Raw genomic sequence first — 16,363 nt, 5'->3', positions numbered from 1 at the left:
GGGGTTGCGTGTAGCGGTTTTCACAGTATTTTTCTCATCGCGAGGGCCTGTCGTGGAGGCTGTTCATCTGGTATTATGTGTGGTTGAGTGTCCGATGGTCATCGGGCACTGCTGGCCGGTTGCCATAGGCATCCCCACGCCGCTCAGTCGATGATCGGCCAGCGTCGCCCTCACCGACCAATAAGACAAAACAGAAAGTTTAATTGTGGCTAACATTAAGTCTCAGAAGAAGCGTATCCTCACCAACGAGAAGGCTCGCCTGCGTAACAACGCTGTAAAGTCCGAGCTGAAGACCGCGACCCGCAAGGTCAAGGCTGCTGTTGAGGCACAGAACCAGGAAGCTGCCGTTGAGGCTCTGCGTTTTGTGAACCGTAAGCTGGACAAGGCTGTTTCCAAGGGTGTTCTGCACAAGAAGACCGCTGCAAACAAGAAGTCCGGTCTTGCTGCGCTGGTAAACAAGGCTTTCTAAAACTTGCGGGGTACGTGAGTATCCCTATGGTTTAGGGCAAATACCCCCGAAATCCCTTATTTATAAGGGGTTTCGGGGGTATTTTTTCATGCCAAAACTGCAAATGGTGACAGTCTAGTAGCAGTTTAGAGAGATTTCAAAGTGGGGAGTAAATGGGGACCAAATCTAGCCCGCCAGCCCTTCCAGTGCTTCCGCAAACGCCGCCTGCTTACTCCGCTGCACATAGGCAGATCTCGTCATCTCCTCCGACGCATGACCAAGCTGCAACGATGCCTCCGCAATACCCAACCTCTCATCCAAGAAAGTGGCAGTGGTCTTCCTCAACACATGCCAGGTCACCCACTCCAACTCAGAGCCCTTGAGCGCCCGCACTAGCCAGTTTCGCGCAGAGTTATATGCAAGTGGAGCGCCACCCTGTTCAAACACGAACACGGCACCCTCACGGGCCTCTGAGTGTCGCCTCCGAAGCATCTCAAGAACAAAAGGCGGCACCTGCAAAGTACGAACCTCATGGTCAAACATGTGCATGGTGTTTGATGTTAGCTTCTCGCGGGTGGGTGTATCTGGATGCCCAGTCTGCGGGTGCTGCTCGACAGTGGCATGCTGATTGTGATTGTCAGATTGTGCCTGCGTGGGGTAAGAAGACTCCTAAGATTGCCGGGTATGACCCTGATGCATTGTATGCCCAGTATGAGGTTGCTCGTGATGCTGTGGTTGCCCGTAAGCAGGGGAAGCATGGGTATTCTCCTTCGTTGGCGGAGGTGGCTTCGTCATGGCGGGAGATGTATAACCGTGGTCGGGGTGAGAGTGTTCAGATGCCTAAGGTGTTGCGGGACTATTCGTCTGGGTGGCCGGAGTTTTTGGAGTTGTTGAGTCCTGGGCAGTGGCAACATATTTTGGTTCGTCATGGTGAAGGTGGGACTGCTCCTACTACTTTTGGCACATTAGACCCTGGGGATATAGCTATTCTTCTGTTAGGTGTAGTTCAAACTCCTATATCTGAATGGGAACCCGGGAAATTTCCCGGGACGCACGTAATCACGAAAGAAATACCCAGAGTAGGAAAAATCTTAGTTGCTGTAAGTAAAGAAGATGATAAACTGAAAGTTAAATCGATTTATCCGTTTAGGTAGTCTGGGCGTGAATGTATATGCTAGATTGGGAAGAAGCTAAGGTTCTTTCTGGGTACATGGTTTCTCTTCCTATTGTGCGTAAAGATAAGTGGGCTACTCACTTTGATGCCGTGGGGGAGTGGGAAATGTCTTTGTCGTGCTCCGCCGCTGATTGTATAGAAGCTGGGTTGTCGATGCCGAAAGATGTTTTAGAGAAGGCAGACTTAGAGATTATCCCAGAGGACATTTTAACTTCCATTCAGAAACTGGCTACTGAAGACTTCGACTACGAGGAACATATAGACTTTCTCGACCGTTAGATTTTAGGTGTGGCAAGGCCCTGTGCACGGTGTGCGTGCACGGGGCTTTTGTGTACCCATTTTTGAGTTTTCCACTGTACGCAGCGGCACCGCCCGCCCGGTGACGAAACCGCTTGCGGTTTGTGGAAGAGCCCGTATAGTGGGAACTATCGGCGGTACCGCACACCGCCCGCGCCTATCATGAGCGCCCTAAGCGGCGTTGCATGTATCGCCGATGTGGGCACACATTTTTTGCATATTATCAGGAGGTTCCCCATGAGTAGCGAGATCGCAGAAGAAGCTTACGATTATCGTGAAGACCCTGAGTATTGGCGTGCCCCGTTCGATTTTACGAAGCCCATATCTGATGCAAATACTCCGGAGGGGTGGATGCGTGCTGAGTTGAATGGGCGTTTTTTTAATGCTCCGGTGGCGCGCCCCGGTGCCGAATATGAGTGGGGTCTGGCAGAGATTAAGCGTAGGTATGAAGCTCAGGAATTCCCCTTCGACGATAGCGAAGTAACCCTTTTGTATCGTGAGAAGGTAGCTAATGGTGAGTTGCCGGATGTTTATGCTGGCACTCCATACGATTTGGCGCTTCTGCCTTTCTAAAACTTGCGGGGTGCGTGAGTACCTCTCTGGTTTAAGGGCAGAGACCCCCTGTGTTCCCCCTCCTCTAAGGGGAACGCAGGGGGTTTCCTTTTCGTGTATACTGGGGTTAAGGAGTTAAACGACCCCTCTGAAACCCTGAGCCTCACCTATTGGTGCGGCAATAACGCTTGGGCGGCCGCGGCTTTATGCTTCGGTCTAGAAGACACCGGAGGCACCACCGGTTAGCTCCTCATAACTTTTGTGAAAGGCATCCTGCTAAGTGGTGGGGTGCCTTTTGCTATGCCCGCACGCCGTGGTTTTATGACGCACAGATTTGGGGGAGGCGCCCGCCCGGTGACGAAACCGCTTGCGGGTCGCACGGGAGCCCGTATAGTGGGGACTATCGGCGGTACCGCACACCGCCCGCACCATATAGATAGCCCGGGGGAGCGAGCACCGCCGATACACACCACACAACCACCGACCACGAGCTAAGGACAACGATGAGCCAGCCGAACTTCCCTCCCGCCCGGCTCTTTGATGCTTTCGCCAAGGCCGCCTCCACAGAACAGCCCGCGAAGAAGGGCCTTCTCGGCAAGCTGCGCCTGAGCGAATCCTCCGAGGAGGACAACTACACGACCGTCATGCTGGTCGGTTTCAACTCCGCGAAGGAACCCCCGGGCAACGGTGAGGACGCCCTCGACGTGATTCACCGCGCATTCGACCCGTGCGATGAGAGCCCCGGCTTCGACATGGACGACTTCTACGACTATGGTTCCGTCGCCCCGCAGCTACTGAACAGCGACGACTCCGAATCTACGGTCCTGGTGTGGCCCAAGATGTTCTACAACATGGTCACCATCCCGGAGCGCCACCTGCGCCTACTCGTGGTGACCGGCCCCGCCCCCAGCCTGTGCATGCAGCGGTTCATGACCCGCTTCTTCAAGTACGTGAAGAAACTCCACGTGGACCACGCAATTTTCGTTGAGACCTTCGAGGATCAGGTGGCGCACACCCGCCCGTACCCGTACACGCTGACCACTCACGACGAGAAGCTGGCAGCCATCCCCGGTATTCTGCACGAAGACTACACCGGCCCCACCTCGGTGACGATGGCGATGTCTGCACTCGCCGCCGAGTACGGCCTGTCTTCCTCGGTCATGTTGCGTATGAGCATCCCGGGGTATCTGAGCTTTGACCAGCAGAACCCGCGCGCGGTCGTGAGCCTAATCGAGGCGCTGGAGGTCATCCTCGGCATTAAGGTCGAGTCTGAGGAGTACGACCACCTGCGCGCCCACGCCGATGAGTGGGAGGCAGAGCTCGCCGAAGAAATGGCGAAGGACTACGAGAAGGTTGAGCTGGTGCGTGAGATCGAGCAGAAGATGGATTCGACTCTGCGCACTGTCTCCGGCGAGGTGATTGCTGAGGACATTGAGGGCTACCTGGATTCCCTCAGCGGCGCCTCCGAGAGCGTGAACCCTGCCGATGATGGTGCGGGATCCGCGGAGGATTCTTCGGAACGTTAGGTCCGTTCGCGCATCGGCCGCGGGTATGGGAAAATGATAGACAACTATGCCCATACCCGCAGCCAGCATCTCGAAAGGATGATGTGATTGGCACCCATGTCGAAGAACCCGCCCGTTCCGGCGGCGACCGACCCCGCGATTATTCGCAACTTCTGCATTATCGCCCACATTGACCACGGTAAGTCCACCCTCGCGGACCGCATGCTGCAGGCCACTGGCGTGGTTGCCCCGCGCGACATGAAGGCGCAGTACCTGGACCGCATGGACATTGAGCGTGAGCGCGGCATCACCATTAAGTCTCAGGCCGTGCGCATGCCCTGGGATGTTGACGGCGCCTCCTACGCGCTGAACATGATTGACACCCCCGGCCACGTGGACTTCACCTATGAGGTGTCCCGCTCCCTGGCCGCGTGTGAGGGTGCGCTTCTGCTCGTGGACGCCGCGCAGGGTATTGAGGCTCAGACCCTGGCGAACCTGTACCTGGCGATGGAGAACGACCTGACCATCATCCCGGTGCTGAACAAGATTGACCTTCCCGCGGCTCAGCCCGATAAGTACGCCGAGGAGCTGGCAAACCTGATTGGTTGCGAGCCGGATGAGGTTCTGCGCGTATCGGGTAAGACCGGTGAGGGCGTTGAGGCTCTGCTGGACCGCATTGTGGAGGCGATTCCCGCCCCGCAGGGTGACGCATCCGCCCCGGCGCGCGCCATGATTTTTGACTCGGTGTACGATTCGTACCGCGGCGTGGTCACCTATGTGCGTGTTGTGGACGGTAGCCTGCAGCCGCGCCAGAAGATTAAGATGATGTCCACCGGTACTGAGCATGACCTGCTTGAAATCGGTGTGATTTCCCCGGAGCCTGTCCCGTCGAAGGGCCTGGGCGTGGGTGAGGTGGGTTACCTCATTACCGGCGTGAAGGACGTCCGTCAGTCCCGTGTGGGTGATACCGTCACCTCCGCCGCGAAGCCTGCACAGGAGTCCCTGGGCGGTTACGAGGACCCCAAGCCGATGGTATTCTCTGGCCTGTTCCCGATTGATGGTTCGGACTACCCGGCGCTACGTGACGCACTGGATAAGCTGAAGCTTAACGACGCCGCGCTGATTTACGAGCCGGAGACTTCTGCCGCTCTGGGCTTCGGTTTCCGCTGTGGCTTCCTGGGTCTGCTGCACCTTGAGATTGTGCGTGAGCGCCTGGAACGCGAGTTTAACCTGGACCTGATTTCGACCGCACCGAACGTTATTTACGATGTGGTGGACGAGGCCGGCAACGCTAAGCGTGTGACCAACCCGAGCGAGTTCCCCGAGGGTAAGGTTGCGACGATTCGCGAGCCCATGGTGGCGTGTACGATTATTGCCCCGAGTGAGTACATTGGCGCGATTATGGAGCTGTGCCAGGCTCGCCGCGGCCAGATTGGTGGCATGGATTACCTCTCTGCTGACCGTGTGGAGATGCGTTACCGCCTGCCTCTGGCAGAGATTGTGTTCGACTTCTTCGATCAGCTGAAGTCCCGCACCCGCGGTTACGCGTCGCTGGACTGGAAGTTCGACGGCGAGGAAGAGGCCGACCTGGTGAAGGTCGACATCCTGTTGCAGGGTGAGAAGGTGGATGCGTTCAGCGCCATTACTCACCGCGATAAGGCGTACTCGTACGGCCTGATGATGACCTCGAAGCTGCGTGAGCTGATTCCTCGCCAGCAGTTTGAGGTGCCGATTCAGGCGGCTATCGGTTCGCGTATTATTGCCCGCGAGAATATCCGTGCGATGCGTAAGGACGTTCTGTCCAAGTGTTACGGTGGCGATATTTCGCGTAAGCGTAAGCTGCTGGAGAAGCAGAAGGAAGGCAAGAAGCGCATGAAGATGGTCGGTCGCGTGGAGGTTCCTCAGGAAGCCTTCATTGCGGCACTGTCTTCGAGCGAGGAGAAGGAAAAGAAGAAGTAGGCTTCGCTGCTTCGTCGCTTTTCCGGCTGTGTGCTGACCTGTTTGTGTGGAGAACCCGGCTGGTGCCTCGTGTACCGCCGGGTTCTCTGCACGCTGTCTGTTGATGCCACCCGCCCAGCCGCATGCGCGGTGCCCATATTTGATTCACTACTCGTACACCCACCTCCAGGAGGCAGAATGCCCGCCCAGCCCACCGGCGACCCCGCACCCCGCGACGGGCGCATCCCCGCCACCAGCGCGGCAGGATGCGAAACCCGCGACTTCAGCCTCTACGTGCACATCCCCTTCTGCTCCGTACGCTGCGGCTACTGCGACTTCAACACCTACGCCACCGAAGACTTCGGCGACGGCATCGGCCTGGGCACCTACGCCGACGACGCCATCGCAGAAATCCTCTTCGCCGCCCGCACCCTCGAAGCATCCGGCGTCGCAAAACGCCCCATGCACACCGTCTTCTTCGGAGGCGGCACCCCCACCAGACTGCCCGCCCGCGACCTCGTGCGCATCCTGCAGGTAGCCATCGACGTATTCGGCCTCGTCGAGGGCGCAGAAGTCACCACCGAAGCGAACCCCGACTCCGTGACCCGCAAAGACCTGCAGACCCTCAAGGACGGCGGGTTCACCCGCGTGTCCTTCGGCATGCAGTCCGTCGTACCCGAGGTGCTGAAGGTGCTCGACCGCACCCACACGCCGTCGAACGTGCCGAAGGTCGTCGCCTGGGCCAAGGAGGTCGGCCTGCAGGTGTCTGTGGACCTGATTTACGGTTCGCCGGGGGAGAGCCTGCAGCAGTGGGAGCAAAGCGTTCGCGCCGCAATCTCTTACGAACCCGACCATATTTCGGCGTACTCGCTCATCGTCGAAGACGGCACCAAGCTTGCCGCGCAGATTCGCCGCGGCGAGTACACCATGCCCGATGAGGACCTCATGGCGGACATGTACCTGCTCGCCGAAGAGCTGCTCACAGAAGCCGGCTACAACTGGTACGAGGTCTCCAACTACTCGCGCAGCGAGGACACCCGCAGCGACCACAACCTCGCCTACTGGCGCAACCAGGACTGGTGGGGCATCGGCCCCGGCGCGCACTCGCACGTGAACGGTACCCGCTGGTGGAACGTGAAGCACCCGGTGCCGTACGCGCAGAAGGTGCGTGCGGGGCAGTCCCCCGCGGCGGCACGTGAAGTGCTGGACGCCTCAACCCGAGCCTTCGAGACCATCATGCTCATGATTCGTGTGCGCGAAGGCCTGGCGATGCGCGAGCTACTCGCGGTGCACGATGAGGCGCAGCTGGGCGCCTCGTTGCGCTGGCTCATCTCCCAGGGGCTCATTGAACCGGATGCGCTCACCGCCTCCGCCGAGCCCGACCCGGATGCGTACGTGCGCCTGACCCTCAAGGGCCGCCTGCTCGGCGACGCTGTGACCCGAGAACTACTACCGGAGGTCTCGGAGGCCGCTGGAGACTAGCCTTCAGGCTTAGGTCGTACGTTTCCAGAGTCCGGGGGCTGGAGCCCCATCCCGCTGAACTCTACTAAATCGCGCGAATGTTACACGAGAAATTTTAGAAATTTTTCTCAGAGATTTTTGTCAGGTATCGGTGGGTTTTGATGTGGAGTTGTTGGGTTTGAACCACAAATTTTCGCTGGACTAGCTTAAAAATATGTGGGTTTTGGGTGGGTTTCCGCGAGGGACCACCCACCGGATTTTGGAGGTATCCTCGCCTCCAAAAAAACTTTCCCCAAAAAGCGTTTTTCAAGTTGTGGTTGAAGGTTAGGCTGTGCAATAATAGTTCATGGCAGGACGGTATATGTCTAACAGCGTGTTCTCGTCTTTGCTGAAGTTGAGTGAATACGGTTGTGGGCTCCTGGCAACAGGGGCCCACGATCGTTTAACGATGATTTTCTACGAGATCGTTTGACGCCTTTGCGCACCTCTCGACTCCACCATGGTTTTCACCGGCTCACGGATGACATGGACGACACAAAACCGACTCAACGGGCAGGTTCAATAGGCGAGCCACCGTGTGCTAAAGACGCAGACTTAAACCGACAGATTACCCCCAGCAGCTTTACACAATAGGGGTCTGCACCACTCGGTGCGGACCCCTACCACGTATTCAAAAATGTAGCGCTATGCTCGTGAACGAACGGCGACCGGTTCGGCGCTAGTTGCTCTTCACCACACGGTCGAGCAGGCGCGGGTTCATACGGTAGCTGTACGGCTCGCCGCGGTTGACTTCAATGCCGGCACGTACCGAAGCAATCGCCATAAATAGCCACACGAGCATCCCCAGAACCAGGGCAATATTGCCCAGGCCGGGCACGAAGCCCAGGACAAAGCAGGCAACAATCAGCACAGAGGGCACGAGGGTGAAATTCATAGCCTCGAAAGCTTCCTGCTCAGCAAAAGGTGCGTTACGGCGGCTCACGTAGAACACCGCAGCGGAGGGAAGAATGCCGAGAATCCCCCCGAAATGCGCGAGAGTCGCGCGGTTACGGTCCTGAATCACGCTAATCTTGCGGGTTTTCTGAGGCCCGGTGGCCGGGTGTGCGTCGTTAGTCACGAAAATCCTGGTTCAATCGAAGTATCTGTGGTGGTCTCCACCGGGCGACGAATCCGCCCCAATGGGGCAAGACCGTACAGGCAGTGACGGCCCTTGAGTGTAGTGAAGCACCGCCGCGGCTCAACAGAGCGGCCGCACCGGTGCTTCACCATTGTACCGCTTCGAACCATCCCTGCCGGTGGTTAATGCCCTGGGTTGCAAGGTTCTGAGCAAACTCACATCCTCACCACCGAGCATAGCGGGGCTACGCGCCGGGCTCGGTCAGAAAATCGATGAGCGACTCCACCGGCCCCAGCAGGGTCGGGTCGAGGTCGGCGTACGAATCCACTCGCGAAAGAATGTGCTTCCAGGCCTGCGCCACATCCGCCTGCGTCTCGTGCGGCTGGCCCAGACGGCGCAGCGTGCCCTTCTTAAAGTCCTCACCGCGCGGCACCTGCGGCCAAGCCTTCAGACCCAGAACCGAAGGCTTGACCGCCTGCCAAATGTCGATGAACGGATGGCCCACAATCTTCACGTGCCCCGCCGCACCCGGAACGGCCAGCGCCTCCGCAACGATGCGCTGCTCCTTCGTGCCCTCAATCAAGTGATCCACCAGGATGCCCAGGCGGCGGCCCGGCCCCGGAGCAAACTCACGCACCGCACCGGCCAGGTCATCCACACCGTGTAGCGGCTCCACCACAATGCCCTCGACGCGCAGGTCGTGGCCCCAAACCTTCTCTACCAGCTCGGCGTCGTGCAGACCCTCAACCCAGATGCGGGAGGCGCGCGCCACCCGCGCGGGGGCGTTCTTTACAGCGATGGAACCCGACCGAGAAATCGTGCGCTTGGGAGCCTTCGCGGGTGTTGGAGCAACAATCTCAACGGGCTCGCCCTCAATCAGATAGCCGGTGCCGAGCGGGTAATTCTTCACGCGACCCTTGGCGTCCTCCAGACCGAAGAATATAGCGCCGCCGATGCGTTCTGCGCGCACCACCTCACCCACCCAGCCGTCCACGCTCTCGATGAGCAAGCCTCGCTGTAGCGGTACTTTGCGCGGGGGCGGGGCCTTGCGGCTCAGGCGGTCTGCGTTCAGATCCTGTGCACCCCAGCCGTAGGGGGAGTGGTGGGTACTCAAGGTATTCTCCTTCGGATGGTGCGGACATGGCTCGTGAGAGTTGGCCTCGGGCGCTTAAAAACGCCGCACCCAATAAACGCCAATAAGCCGGAAGCGCGCCGCGGATTAAGCGGATAGCGGGAGCGGCCCCTTTCAGCCTAGCCATTGTATCGGCTCGCGTACACTATCCCATAGAATTGATACGACTATGGCGGCGGCGCACTCATCGAGCGCCGTCACCATCTTGAGAGGAACAGGAACACAAACACATGAGCCACTACGAGACTCTCGGCGTATCGAATGACGCCAGCCCCGAAGAAATCAAGAAGGCCTACCGCAAGAAGGCACGTCAGCTACACCCCGACGTCAACCCCTCCGAGGATGCAGCCGAAGAATTCAAGCGCGTCACCCTCGCCTACGAAGTGCTCTCCGACCCCGAAAAGCGCCGTAACTACGACACTACCGGCGACGAGCAGGGCCGCGCGGGCTCCCCCGGAGGCGGCGGCTACCCGGGCGGCGGATTCAGCGGCTTCGGCGGATTCGAAGACCTGCTGAACATGTTCACCGGCGGCGCCGCGGGCGCACGCGGCCCCGCATCCCGCGTTCGTCAGGGCCAGGACGACCTGATTACCGTCTCCATCAGCCTGCAGGAGGCAGTGTTCGGTGTTGAGAAGACCATTGAGCGTCGCTCCGCCGTGACCTGTAAGTCCTGTAACGGTGAAGGCACCGCCGAGGGCACCCAGCCCGAAACCTGCACCACCTGCTCCGGCCACGGCTACATGCAACGCCGCGTACAGTCCATCCTCGGCACCGTTATGCAGCAGGTCGAATGCCCCGACTGCCACGGCTACGGCACCGTCATCAAGACCCCCTGCGCCGAATGTCACGGCCAGGGCCGCGTACGCGAAGACGTACCGCTGACCTTCACGATTCCCGCCGGTGTGCACGACCAGGCACGCATCCGCCTGCGCGGCAAGGGCGAGGCAGGTCTGCACGGTGGCCCCAACGGCGACCTGTACGTTGACCTGAACGTCAAGCGCGACAAGTACTTCAGCCGCGAGGGCGACAACCTGGTCACCACCGTGAACATCCCCATGGCCGCTGCGGCACTGGGCACCGCTATCCCGTTGAAGACCTTCGACGGCGACCAGGAAGTCACCATCCCCGCCGGCACCCAGAGCGGCGACGTCATCACCCTCAACGGCCTGGGCGCAACCGTGCTCGGTACCGAACGCCGCGGTAACCTGCTCGTGCGCGTTCAGGTGACGACCCCGACCGATCTGACCGAGGAGCAGAGCGAGCTACTGCGCCAGTTCGCGGCCCTGCGCAACGAGCCGCTGAACGAAGCTTCCCAGGTGAAGCACCGCGGTGGCCTGTTCTCCCGCCTGAAGGACCAGTTCAAGTAAATCTCTGTAGCGGATGCGGTGGCCGCCGGGCCTTTCCGGTGGGCACCGCATCCGCCACATTTATGCGCAGACCCCCCGAGAGGGGAGCTAGCCTCGCCCGCCCTGCCGCTGTATTAAATCGCACCGTCCACACGAAACACCGCACGAATACAAGGAGCACCATGAGCGCCCCCATCTTCTACATCAGCGCCGAAGAGTACGAGACCCTCACCCCCGGCGCATCCTTCGAGCTGGACGGTCCCGAGGGTAAGCACGCCCTCGTCAAGCGCATGGAAGTGGGGGAGAGCATCGACCTGGGTGACGGCACCGGACGCCGAGCCGTGGGCACCGTGCATTCCCTGACTGACCGTGGCGTTATCGTGCACGTGGAGCAGCTTCGCGAGGAGCACACCAGCCCCAGCATCTACCTGGTGCAGGCGCTCGCGAAGGATGGTCGCGACTTGCTCGCCATCGAAACCGCGACCGAGCTGGGCGTGTACGGTGTGCTTCCGTGGAGCGCGGACCGCTCCATCGTGCGGTGGAAGGGGGAGCGCGCCTCCAAGGCACACACCAAGTGGCAGAATACTGTCACCGCCGCGGCGAAGCAGTCGCGCCGCGCACTCATTCCCGAAGTGTACGACCTGTACAGCACCGCCGACCTGGTGGAGCTCATTGAAGAAGTTGCCGGCTCTGAGCAGTCCGCCGCCGTGTTCATCCTGCATGAGCAGGCGACCGAACGCCTCAGCGCCCTGGCACGCAAGCTCGTGGAGGCAGAGAACCTGCCCGAAGAAATCTACCTGCTCGTCGGCCCCGAAGGCGGCATTAGCGACCGCGAGGTGCAGCTCTTCACCGAGGCTGGCGCGCACCTGGCGCTGCTGGGGGACGAGGTGTTGCGTTCTTCCACCGCGGGCTCGGCCGCCATGTGCACCCTGAACGTGGTGCTGGGCCGCTGGTAGAGCGCCCGCTACTGGAACCCAGCCGGGGCGTGACGCATCACACCCATCTATACTTGTAAATACATCACTAGCCAAGGAGCCCATATGACTACCTCCCGACCTCTGTCGACCGCACGCACCGTATCCTTCAAGAGCGCCGCAGAGATGATTGCCGTCCTCGGCCCACACGATGCGCACCTGGCTATCATCGAGGACTACTTCGAGCAAATTAGCATGCGCCCCAAAGACCTGGACGTGCTCATCACTGGCCCCTCCGAGGCCGTCAACACCGCCGCTAAGTTGCTGCATGAACTGCGCGTGCTCTCTAGCCACGGCACGCAGATTACCGTGCAGGTCATTCACCGACTCATGGGTATGCTCGGCGACGAGCTGAGCAACCCGGCGCATTCGCTGTCCACGAGCATCCTGTCTACCCGTGGCACCACGATTCGCCCCAAGACCATTAACCAGAAGAAGTACGTGGATGCTATCGACGCGAACACCGTCATCTTCGGTATTGGCCCGGCGGGTACCGGTAAAACCTATCTCGCTATGGCGAAGGCTGTGCAGGCGCTACAGAGCAACGAAGTAAACCGCATTATCCTCACCCGCCCTGCTGTGGAAGCCGGTGAGCGTCTAGGCTTCCTGCCCGGCACCCTCAACGAAAAAATTGACCCGTACCTGCGTCCTCTCTACGACGCGCTACACGACATGATCGAGCCCGAAGCCATCCCCAAGCTCATGGAGGCGGGCACCATTGAGGTCGCCCCGCTGGCGTACATGCGCGGCCGCACCCTCAACGACGCGTTCATCATCCTCGACGAGGCGCAGAACACCACCGCCGAACAGATGAAGATGTTCCTGACCCGCCTGGGCTTCGGCTCGAAAATGGTCATCACCGGTGACATCACCCAGATTGACTTGCCCGGTGGTGCCGCATCCGGTCTGAAGCAGGTGCGCAACATTCTGCAGGGCGTGGAGGATATTCACTTCAGCATCCTGGAATCCTCCGACGTGGTGCGTCACACCCTGGTCTCGAATATTGTGTCCGCCTACAACCAGTGGGGTGAGGATCAGAAGGCTATGGAACGCAAGCGCAACCGCAAGGTCAAGCGCGCCACCATCGAGGCTGCGGCCGAGAAGCTTCTGGACCGCGCCGGCATCAACGGCGGCTCCGAAAAGAACGTTGAGAAGAACACCGAGAACGCACAGAGCGCGCAGGAAGGACGCTAAACGGTGGCAGAGATCGAATTCGACTGTGAAGAACCCGCAACCGGTGCCGACCCGGCAACCGACGCCTTCATCCGCGAATCTTTCGAAGCGGTAGATACCGAGGTACTCACCCGCCTCGTCGAGCACGCCTTCAAGCGTATGCACCTTGCCGAGGACACCTACCTGTCCATCGCCATCGTGAACGAAGACGAAATGGAGCGCGTGCACATCGAATGGATGGACCTGCCCGGCGCAACCGACGTGATGAGCTTCCCCATGGACGAGCTGGAACCGGGAACCCCCGAAAACCCCTCCAGCGGCATGCTCGGCGATATCCTTCTCTGCCCGCCCGTTGCCGCACGTCAGGGCGCGGATGCGGGCCACAGCACCCTCGACGAGCTGTGCCTGCTCACCACCCACGGTATTCTGCACTGCCTGGGCTATGACCACGGTACCGCCGAAGAGGAAGCCGAAATGTTCGGTATTCAGCGCTCCATCCTCGAAGAGTTCCTGGGCCGACCCGCACCGGTCGAAACCCGACACTAGGGGAGCGGCATGGGTATTTTCATCTCGATTCTGCTGGCCGTCGTAGCGCTTGGCTTCACGGTGGTGGCCGCGATTGCCGAGACAGCGTTCACGTACTTGCCGCACAACGAGGCTGAGGAGGCCGTGGAGGCGCATCCCGGCACGCTTGGCGCACACGTTCTGGAACGCACGCTCAAGGGTGAGTCCGAGGTGTACACGCACCCGTTGCGTCTGACCCGCCTGCTGGCTGCGGCCACTGCGGTGCTGGCAACCATGACTTTCTGGCTGGAGCTCGTGGGGGTTCAGGTTCTCGCGGCGTTCCTGACCCTCGTGCTGGTTGCGTTCATCGGCTACCCGGTGTTGCACGTGCTGGCGCGTTCGGCGGGTCGTAACCGCCCGGTTTCGTCGATTCGCGTGCTGGCCCGCCTGGTGCACTATCTGTCGAAGCTGCTGGCCCCCGTGACCGGCCTGCTTGATCAGCTCTCAAAGCGCATCGCCCCGGCACGTGAGGCGGAGGCCCCCGCCGGTGTGTTCGAGGAGGAGGAGCTGCGCGAATTCCTGGAGCGTGCCTCCGACGCTGAGACCATCGAGGACGACGAGGCGCAGATGGTGCAGTCCGTGTTTGAGATGGATGACCTGCGCATCCGCTCGCTCATGGTGCCCCGCACCGATATGCTCACCGTGGGCCGCGACGTACCGCTACGCGAGGCGCTGAGCCTGTTCCTGCGTTCGGGCTACTCTCGCATGCCGGTGATTGGAGATTCGAGCGACGAGATTCTGGGTATTCTCTACCTCAAGGATTCGATGCGCACCTACATTCTGCACTCCGAGGCTCCCGAGGGTAACCCCATGCCGACCCTGGTGGAGATTATGCGCCCGGCCCGATTTGAGCCCGAGACGAAGCGTGCCATGGACCTGTTGCGCGATATGCAGCGCGAATCAACCCACGTGGCCGTGGTCGTGGACGAGTATGGCGGAACCGCCGGCCTGGTTACCCTGGAGGATCTCATCGAGGAGCTCGTGGGTGATATTTCCGACGAGTACGATCACGAACGCCCCGAGTACACGCTCAATGACGATGGTACGTTCCGTCTCTCAGCCCGCTTGGGTATTGACGAGCTCGGCGAGATTTTCGGTATCGACCTGGAAGATGAGGACGTTGACACGGTCGGCGGTCTGCTCGCCAAGCACCTGGGTATGGTGCCGATTGTGGGTTCTGAAACTACCATTCACGGTATCCACATTCGCGCGATTGGTTCTTCGGGACGCCGCCATCAGGTGGATATGCTGCAGGCCTGGTACGAGCCGCCTCGCGAGGATGAGGAGGGTCAGGGCCGGGAAGAAACCGGTGATGACGCCCCGGGTACCCGTGAGCTCCCCGCACTCGAAACGAAGGTTCAGCCCAGGGGAGAGCTTTCATAGCCGCCCCTGCATCATCTCGCAAGGCCCCGCCGACCACGATACGTCGCCGCATACGGCGCACACGACATCACCCCTCTCGCAGGGGATTATCGAAGGAGAAACACATGGACCAGGAGTACACCCCGCTCGATTTGGGCTCTCTTGACCTGAACGCACCGCTGCCGACCTACCCCCCGAACTTCCGTTCGGGTTTCGCCTCGCTAGTAGGCCGCCCCAACGCCGGTAAGTCGACGCTGACGAACGCGCTGGTCGGCCAGAAGGTTGCTATCACCTCGAACCGTCCGCAGACGACCCGCCACACGATTCGCGGTATCGTGCACAAGGATGATTACCAGCTGATTCTGGTGGACACCCCTGGTATTCACCGCCCCCGCACCCTGCTGGGTGAGCGCCTGAACGACCTGGTGGCCGGCACCCTCTCGCAGGTGGATGTGCTGGGCTTCTGCATTCCGGCGAACGAGAAGATTGGTCCGGGTGACCGCTACATCGCCTCGCAGCTGGTGGCTTCGAGCAACAAGCCGGTCGTCGCAATTGTGACCAAGGCCGATACTGTGAACTCTGACGAGTTGCGCGAGCAGCTGCTGGCGGTCGAGGCCCTCGGCGAGGAGGTCATGAGCGCCGAGCGTGCCCAGCGCGCGAAGCGTGCGGCTCACCGCGCCCAGAAGAAGGGTGGTAAGGGTGGCAAGAACGCGCCGGTTCCTTTTGCGAAAGGCTCGGGTCCTGCTGCTAAGCGCCGCTCCGGCGAAATCTCTGAGCCGATGCCCGTGGACGGTAAGGGCGGCTGGGCGGCCATCATTCCGGTGTCCGCAATTCAGCACTTCCAGGTGGATGCGGTCGCCGACCTGCTCTCGCAGTACGTTCCGCTTTCCCCGCCGCTGTACCCGGAGGGTGAGCTGACCGATGAGCCCGAGGCAACCCTCATCGGCGAGCTGGTGCGTGAGGCCGCCCTGGAGGGTGCCCGTGAGGAGCTGCCCCACTCGATTGCCGTGACCGTCGAGGAGATGGAGTTCCGTGAGGGTCGTCCGGCGGATAACCCGCTGCTGGATGTGCACGTGAACCTGTATGTGGAGCGTGAGTCGCAGAAGTACATCATTATCGGTAAGGGCGGCTCGAATCTGCGCAAGATTGGTACGAAGGCTCGCGAGCAGATTGAGGCAATGCTTGGCACCCGCGTGTACTTGAACATCCATGTGAAGGTCGCTAAGGAGTGGCAGTCTGACCCCCGCGCTTTGAACCGTTTGGGCTTCTAGGCCCTCCGCCCGAGAAGGGTATGATCACCCGGAAGATGCCGTCTCATCC

14 protein-coding genes are annotated in these 16,363 nt (G+C 60.2%); 12 read left to right on the top strand and 2 right to left on the bottom strand.

The window, feature by feature from the left end; genetic code table 11:
• The first annotated feature begins 205 nt into the window (after positions 1–205).
• From rpsT to hemW, 6 genes are all read left to right on the top strand, one after another.
• Positions 206–469 carry a 30S ribosomal protein S20 gene (gene rpsT, locus JX292_RS03975; RefSeq protein ID WP_049346199.1) on the top strand — a complete coding sequence of 88 codons (264 nt, stop codon included), beginning with the start codon at positions 206–208 and terminating at the stop codon, positions 467–469.
• A gap of 1,150 nt (positions 470–1,619) precedes the next feature.
• Positions 1,620–1,901: a hypothetical protein gene (locus JX292_RS03970; RefSeq protein WP_204861675.1), complete on the top strand. Its 282-nt coding sequence runs from the start codon at positions 1,620–1,622 to the stop codon at positions 1,899–1,901.
• Positions 1,902–2,156: 255 nt separating this feature from the next.
• Entirely contained in the window at positions 2,157–2,492 is a 336-nt protein-coding gene (locus JX292_RS03965) for a hypothetical protein (RefSeq protein WP_204861673.1), read from the top strand.
• A 482-nt stretch (positions 2,493–2,974) separates the two neighbouring features.
• Positions 2,975–3,997, top strand: a complete 1,023-nt coding sequence (locus JX292_RS03960) for a PAC2 family protein (RefSeq protein WP_204861664.1) — start codon at positions 2,975–2,977, stop codon at positions 3,995–3,997.
• A 96-nt stretch (positions 3,998–4,093) separates the two neighbouring features.
• A complete protein-coding gene (gene lepA / locus JX292_RS03955; RefSeq protein ID WP_430538707.1) occupies positions 4,094–5,935 on the top strand; it encodes a translation elongation factor 4 in 1,842 nt (613 codons plus the stop codon).
• A 177-nt stretch (positions 5,936–6,112) separates the two neighbouring features.
• The gene (gene hemW / locus JX292_RS03950) at positions 6,113–7,396 is read left to right on the top strand and encodes a radical SAM family heme chaperone HemW (protein WP_204861661.1); all 1,284 of its coding nucleotides are present in this window, start codon (positions 6,113–6,115) and stop codon (positions 7,394–7,396) included.
• A gap of 697 nt (positions 7,397–8,093) precedes the next feature.
• On the opposite strand, the gene JX292_RS03945 is transcribed toward hemW, so the two are convergent.
• The gene (locus JX292_RS03945; RefSeq protein WP_204861658.1) at positions 8,094–8,492 is read right to left on the bottom strand and encodes a DUF4870 domain-containing protein; all 399 of its coding nucleotides are present in this window, start codon (positions 8,490–8,492) and stop codon (positions 8,094–8,096) included.
• Positions 8,493–8,736: 244 nt separating this feature from the next.
• Positions 8,737–9,606: a DUF3097 domain-containing protein gene (locus tag JX292_RS03940; protein WP_204861656.1), complete on the bottom strand. Its 870-nt coding sequence runs from the start codon at positions 9,604–9,606 to the stop codon at positions 8,737–8,739.
• Between the two features lie 248 nt (positions 9,607–9,854).
• On the opposite strand from JX292_RS03940, the gene dnaJ reads away from it, so the two are divergent.
• The 6 genes from dnaJ (at position 9,855) to JX292_RS03910 (ending at position 16,314) form a co-directional block, all read left to right on the top strand.
• Positions 9,855–10,991 (top strand): molecular chaperone DnaJ, encoded by a 1,137-nt coding sequence (dnaJ, locus tag JX292_RS03935; protein WP_204861654.1) that lies wholly within the window; start codon positions 9,855–9,857, stop codon positions 10,989–10,991.
• Positions 10,992–11,152: 161 nt separating this feature from the next.
• On the top strand, positions 11,153–11,926 hold the full coding sequence (locus JX292_RS03930) for a 16S rRNA (uracil(1498)-N(3))-methyltransferase (RefSeq protein WP_204861652.1): 774 nt from the start codon (positions 11,153–11,155) through the stop codon (positions 11,924–11,926).
• 84 nt (positions 11,927–12,010) lie between these two features.
• On the top strand, positions 12,011–13,138 hold the full coding sequence (locus tag JX292_RS03925; protein ID WP_204861650.1) for a PhoH family protein: 1,128 nt from the start codon (positions 12,011–12,013) through the stop codon (positions 13,136–13,138).
• A gap of 3 nt (positions 13,139–13,141) precedes the next feature.
• Complete coding sequence (gene ybeY, locus JX292_RS03920; RefSeq protein WP_204861648.1) at positions 13,142–13,663, top strand: rRNA maturation RNase YbeY; 522 nt, start codon at positions 13,142–13,144, stop codon at positions 13,661–13,663.
• Between the two features lie 9 nt (positions 13,664–13,672).
• Positions 13,673–15,064: a hemolysin family protein gene (locus JX292_RS03915; RefSeq protein WP_204861646.1), complete on the top strand. Its 1,392-nt coding sequence runs from the start codon at positions 13,673–13,675 to the stop codon at positions 15,062–15,064.
• Positions 15,065–15,168: 104 nt separating this feature from the next.
• The gene (locus tag JX292_RS03910) at positions 15,169–16,314 is read left to right on the top strand and encodes a GTPase Era (protein ID WP_204861644.1); all 1,146 of its coding nucleotides are present in this window, start codon (positions 15,169–15,171) and stop codon (positions 16,312–16,314) included.
• Positions 16,315–16,363: the final 49 nt, after the last annotated feature.

This window comes from Rothia mucilaginosa (assembly GCF_901875305.1).
GTDB lineage: Bacteria > Actinomycetota > Actinomycetes > Actinomycetales > Micrococcaceae > Rothia.
Note: the sequence above shows the minus strand (reverse complement) of the source record. Positions and strands in the feature narration are given on the sequence as shown.

Bases quoted from the DNA above. Each gene is read 5' to 3' on its own strand.
- hemW (WP_204861661.1), top strand. From the start codon at position 6,113: ATGCCCGCCCAGCCCACCGGCGACCCCGCACCCCGCGACGGGCGCATC.
- JX292_RS03965 (WP_204861673.1), top strand. From the start codon at position 2,157: ATGAGTAGCGAGATCGCAGAAGAAGCTTACGATTATCGTGAAGACCCT.
- JX292_RS03915 (WP_204861646.1), top strand. From the start codon at position 13,673: ATGGGTATTTTCATCTCGATTCTGCTGGCCGTCGTAGCGCTTGGCTTC.
- JX292_RS03960 (WP_204861664.1), top strand. From the start codon at position 2,975: ATGAGCCAGCCGAACTTCCCTCCCGCCCGGCTCTTTGATGCTTTCGCC.
- dnaJ (WP_204861654.1), top strand. From the start codon at position 9,855: ATGAGCCACTACGAGACTCTCGGCGTATCGAATGACGCCAGCCCCGAA.
- lepA (WP_430538707.1), top strand. From the start codon at position 4,094: ATGTCGAAGAACCCGCCCGTTCCGGCGGCGACCGACCCCGCGATTATT.
- JX292_RS03930 (WP_204861652.1), top strand. From the start codon at position 11,153: ATGAGCGCCCCCATCTTCTACATCAGCGCCGAAGAGTACGAGACCCTC.
- JX292_RS03910 (WP_204861644.1), top strand. From the start codon at position 15,169: ATGGACCAGGAGTACACCCCGCTCGATTTGGGCTCTCTTGACCTGAAC.
- JX292_RS03970 (WP_204861675.1), top strand. From the start codon at position 1,620: ATGCTAGATTGGGAAGAAGCTAAGGTTCTTTCTGGGTACATGGTTTCT.
- JX292_RS03925 (WP_204861650.1), top strand. From the start codon at position 12,011: ATGACTACCTCCCGACCTCTGTCGACCGCACGCACCGTATCCTTCAAG.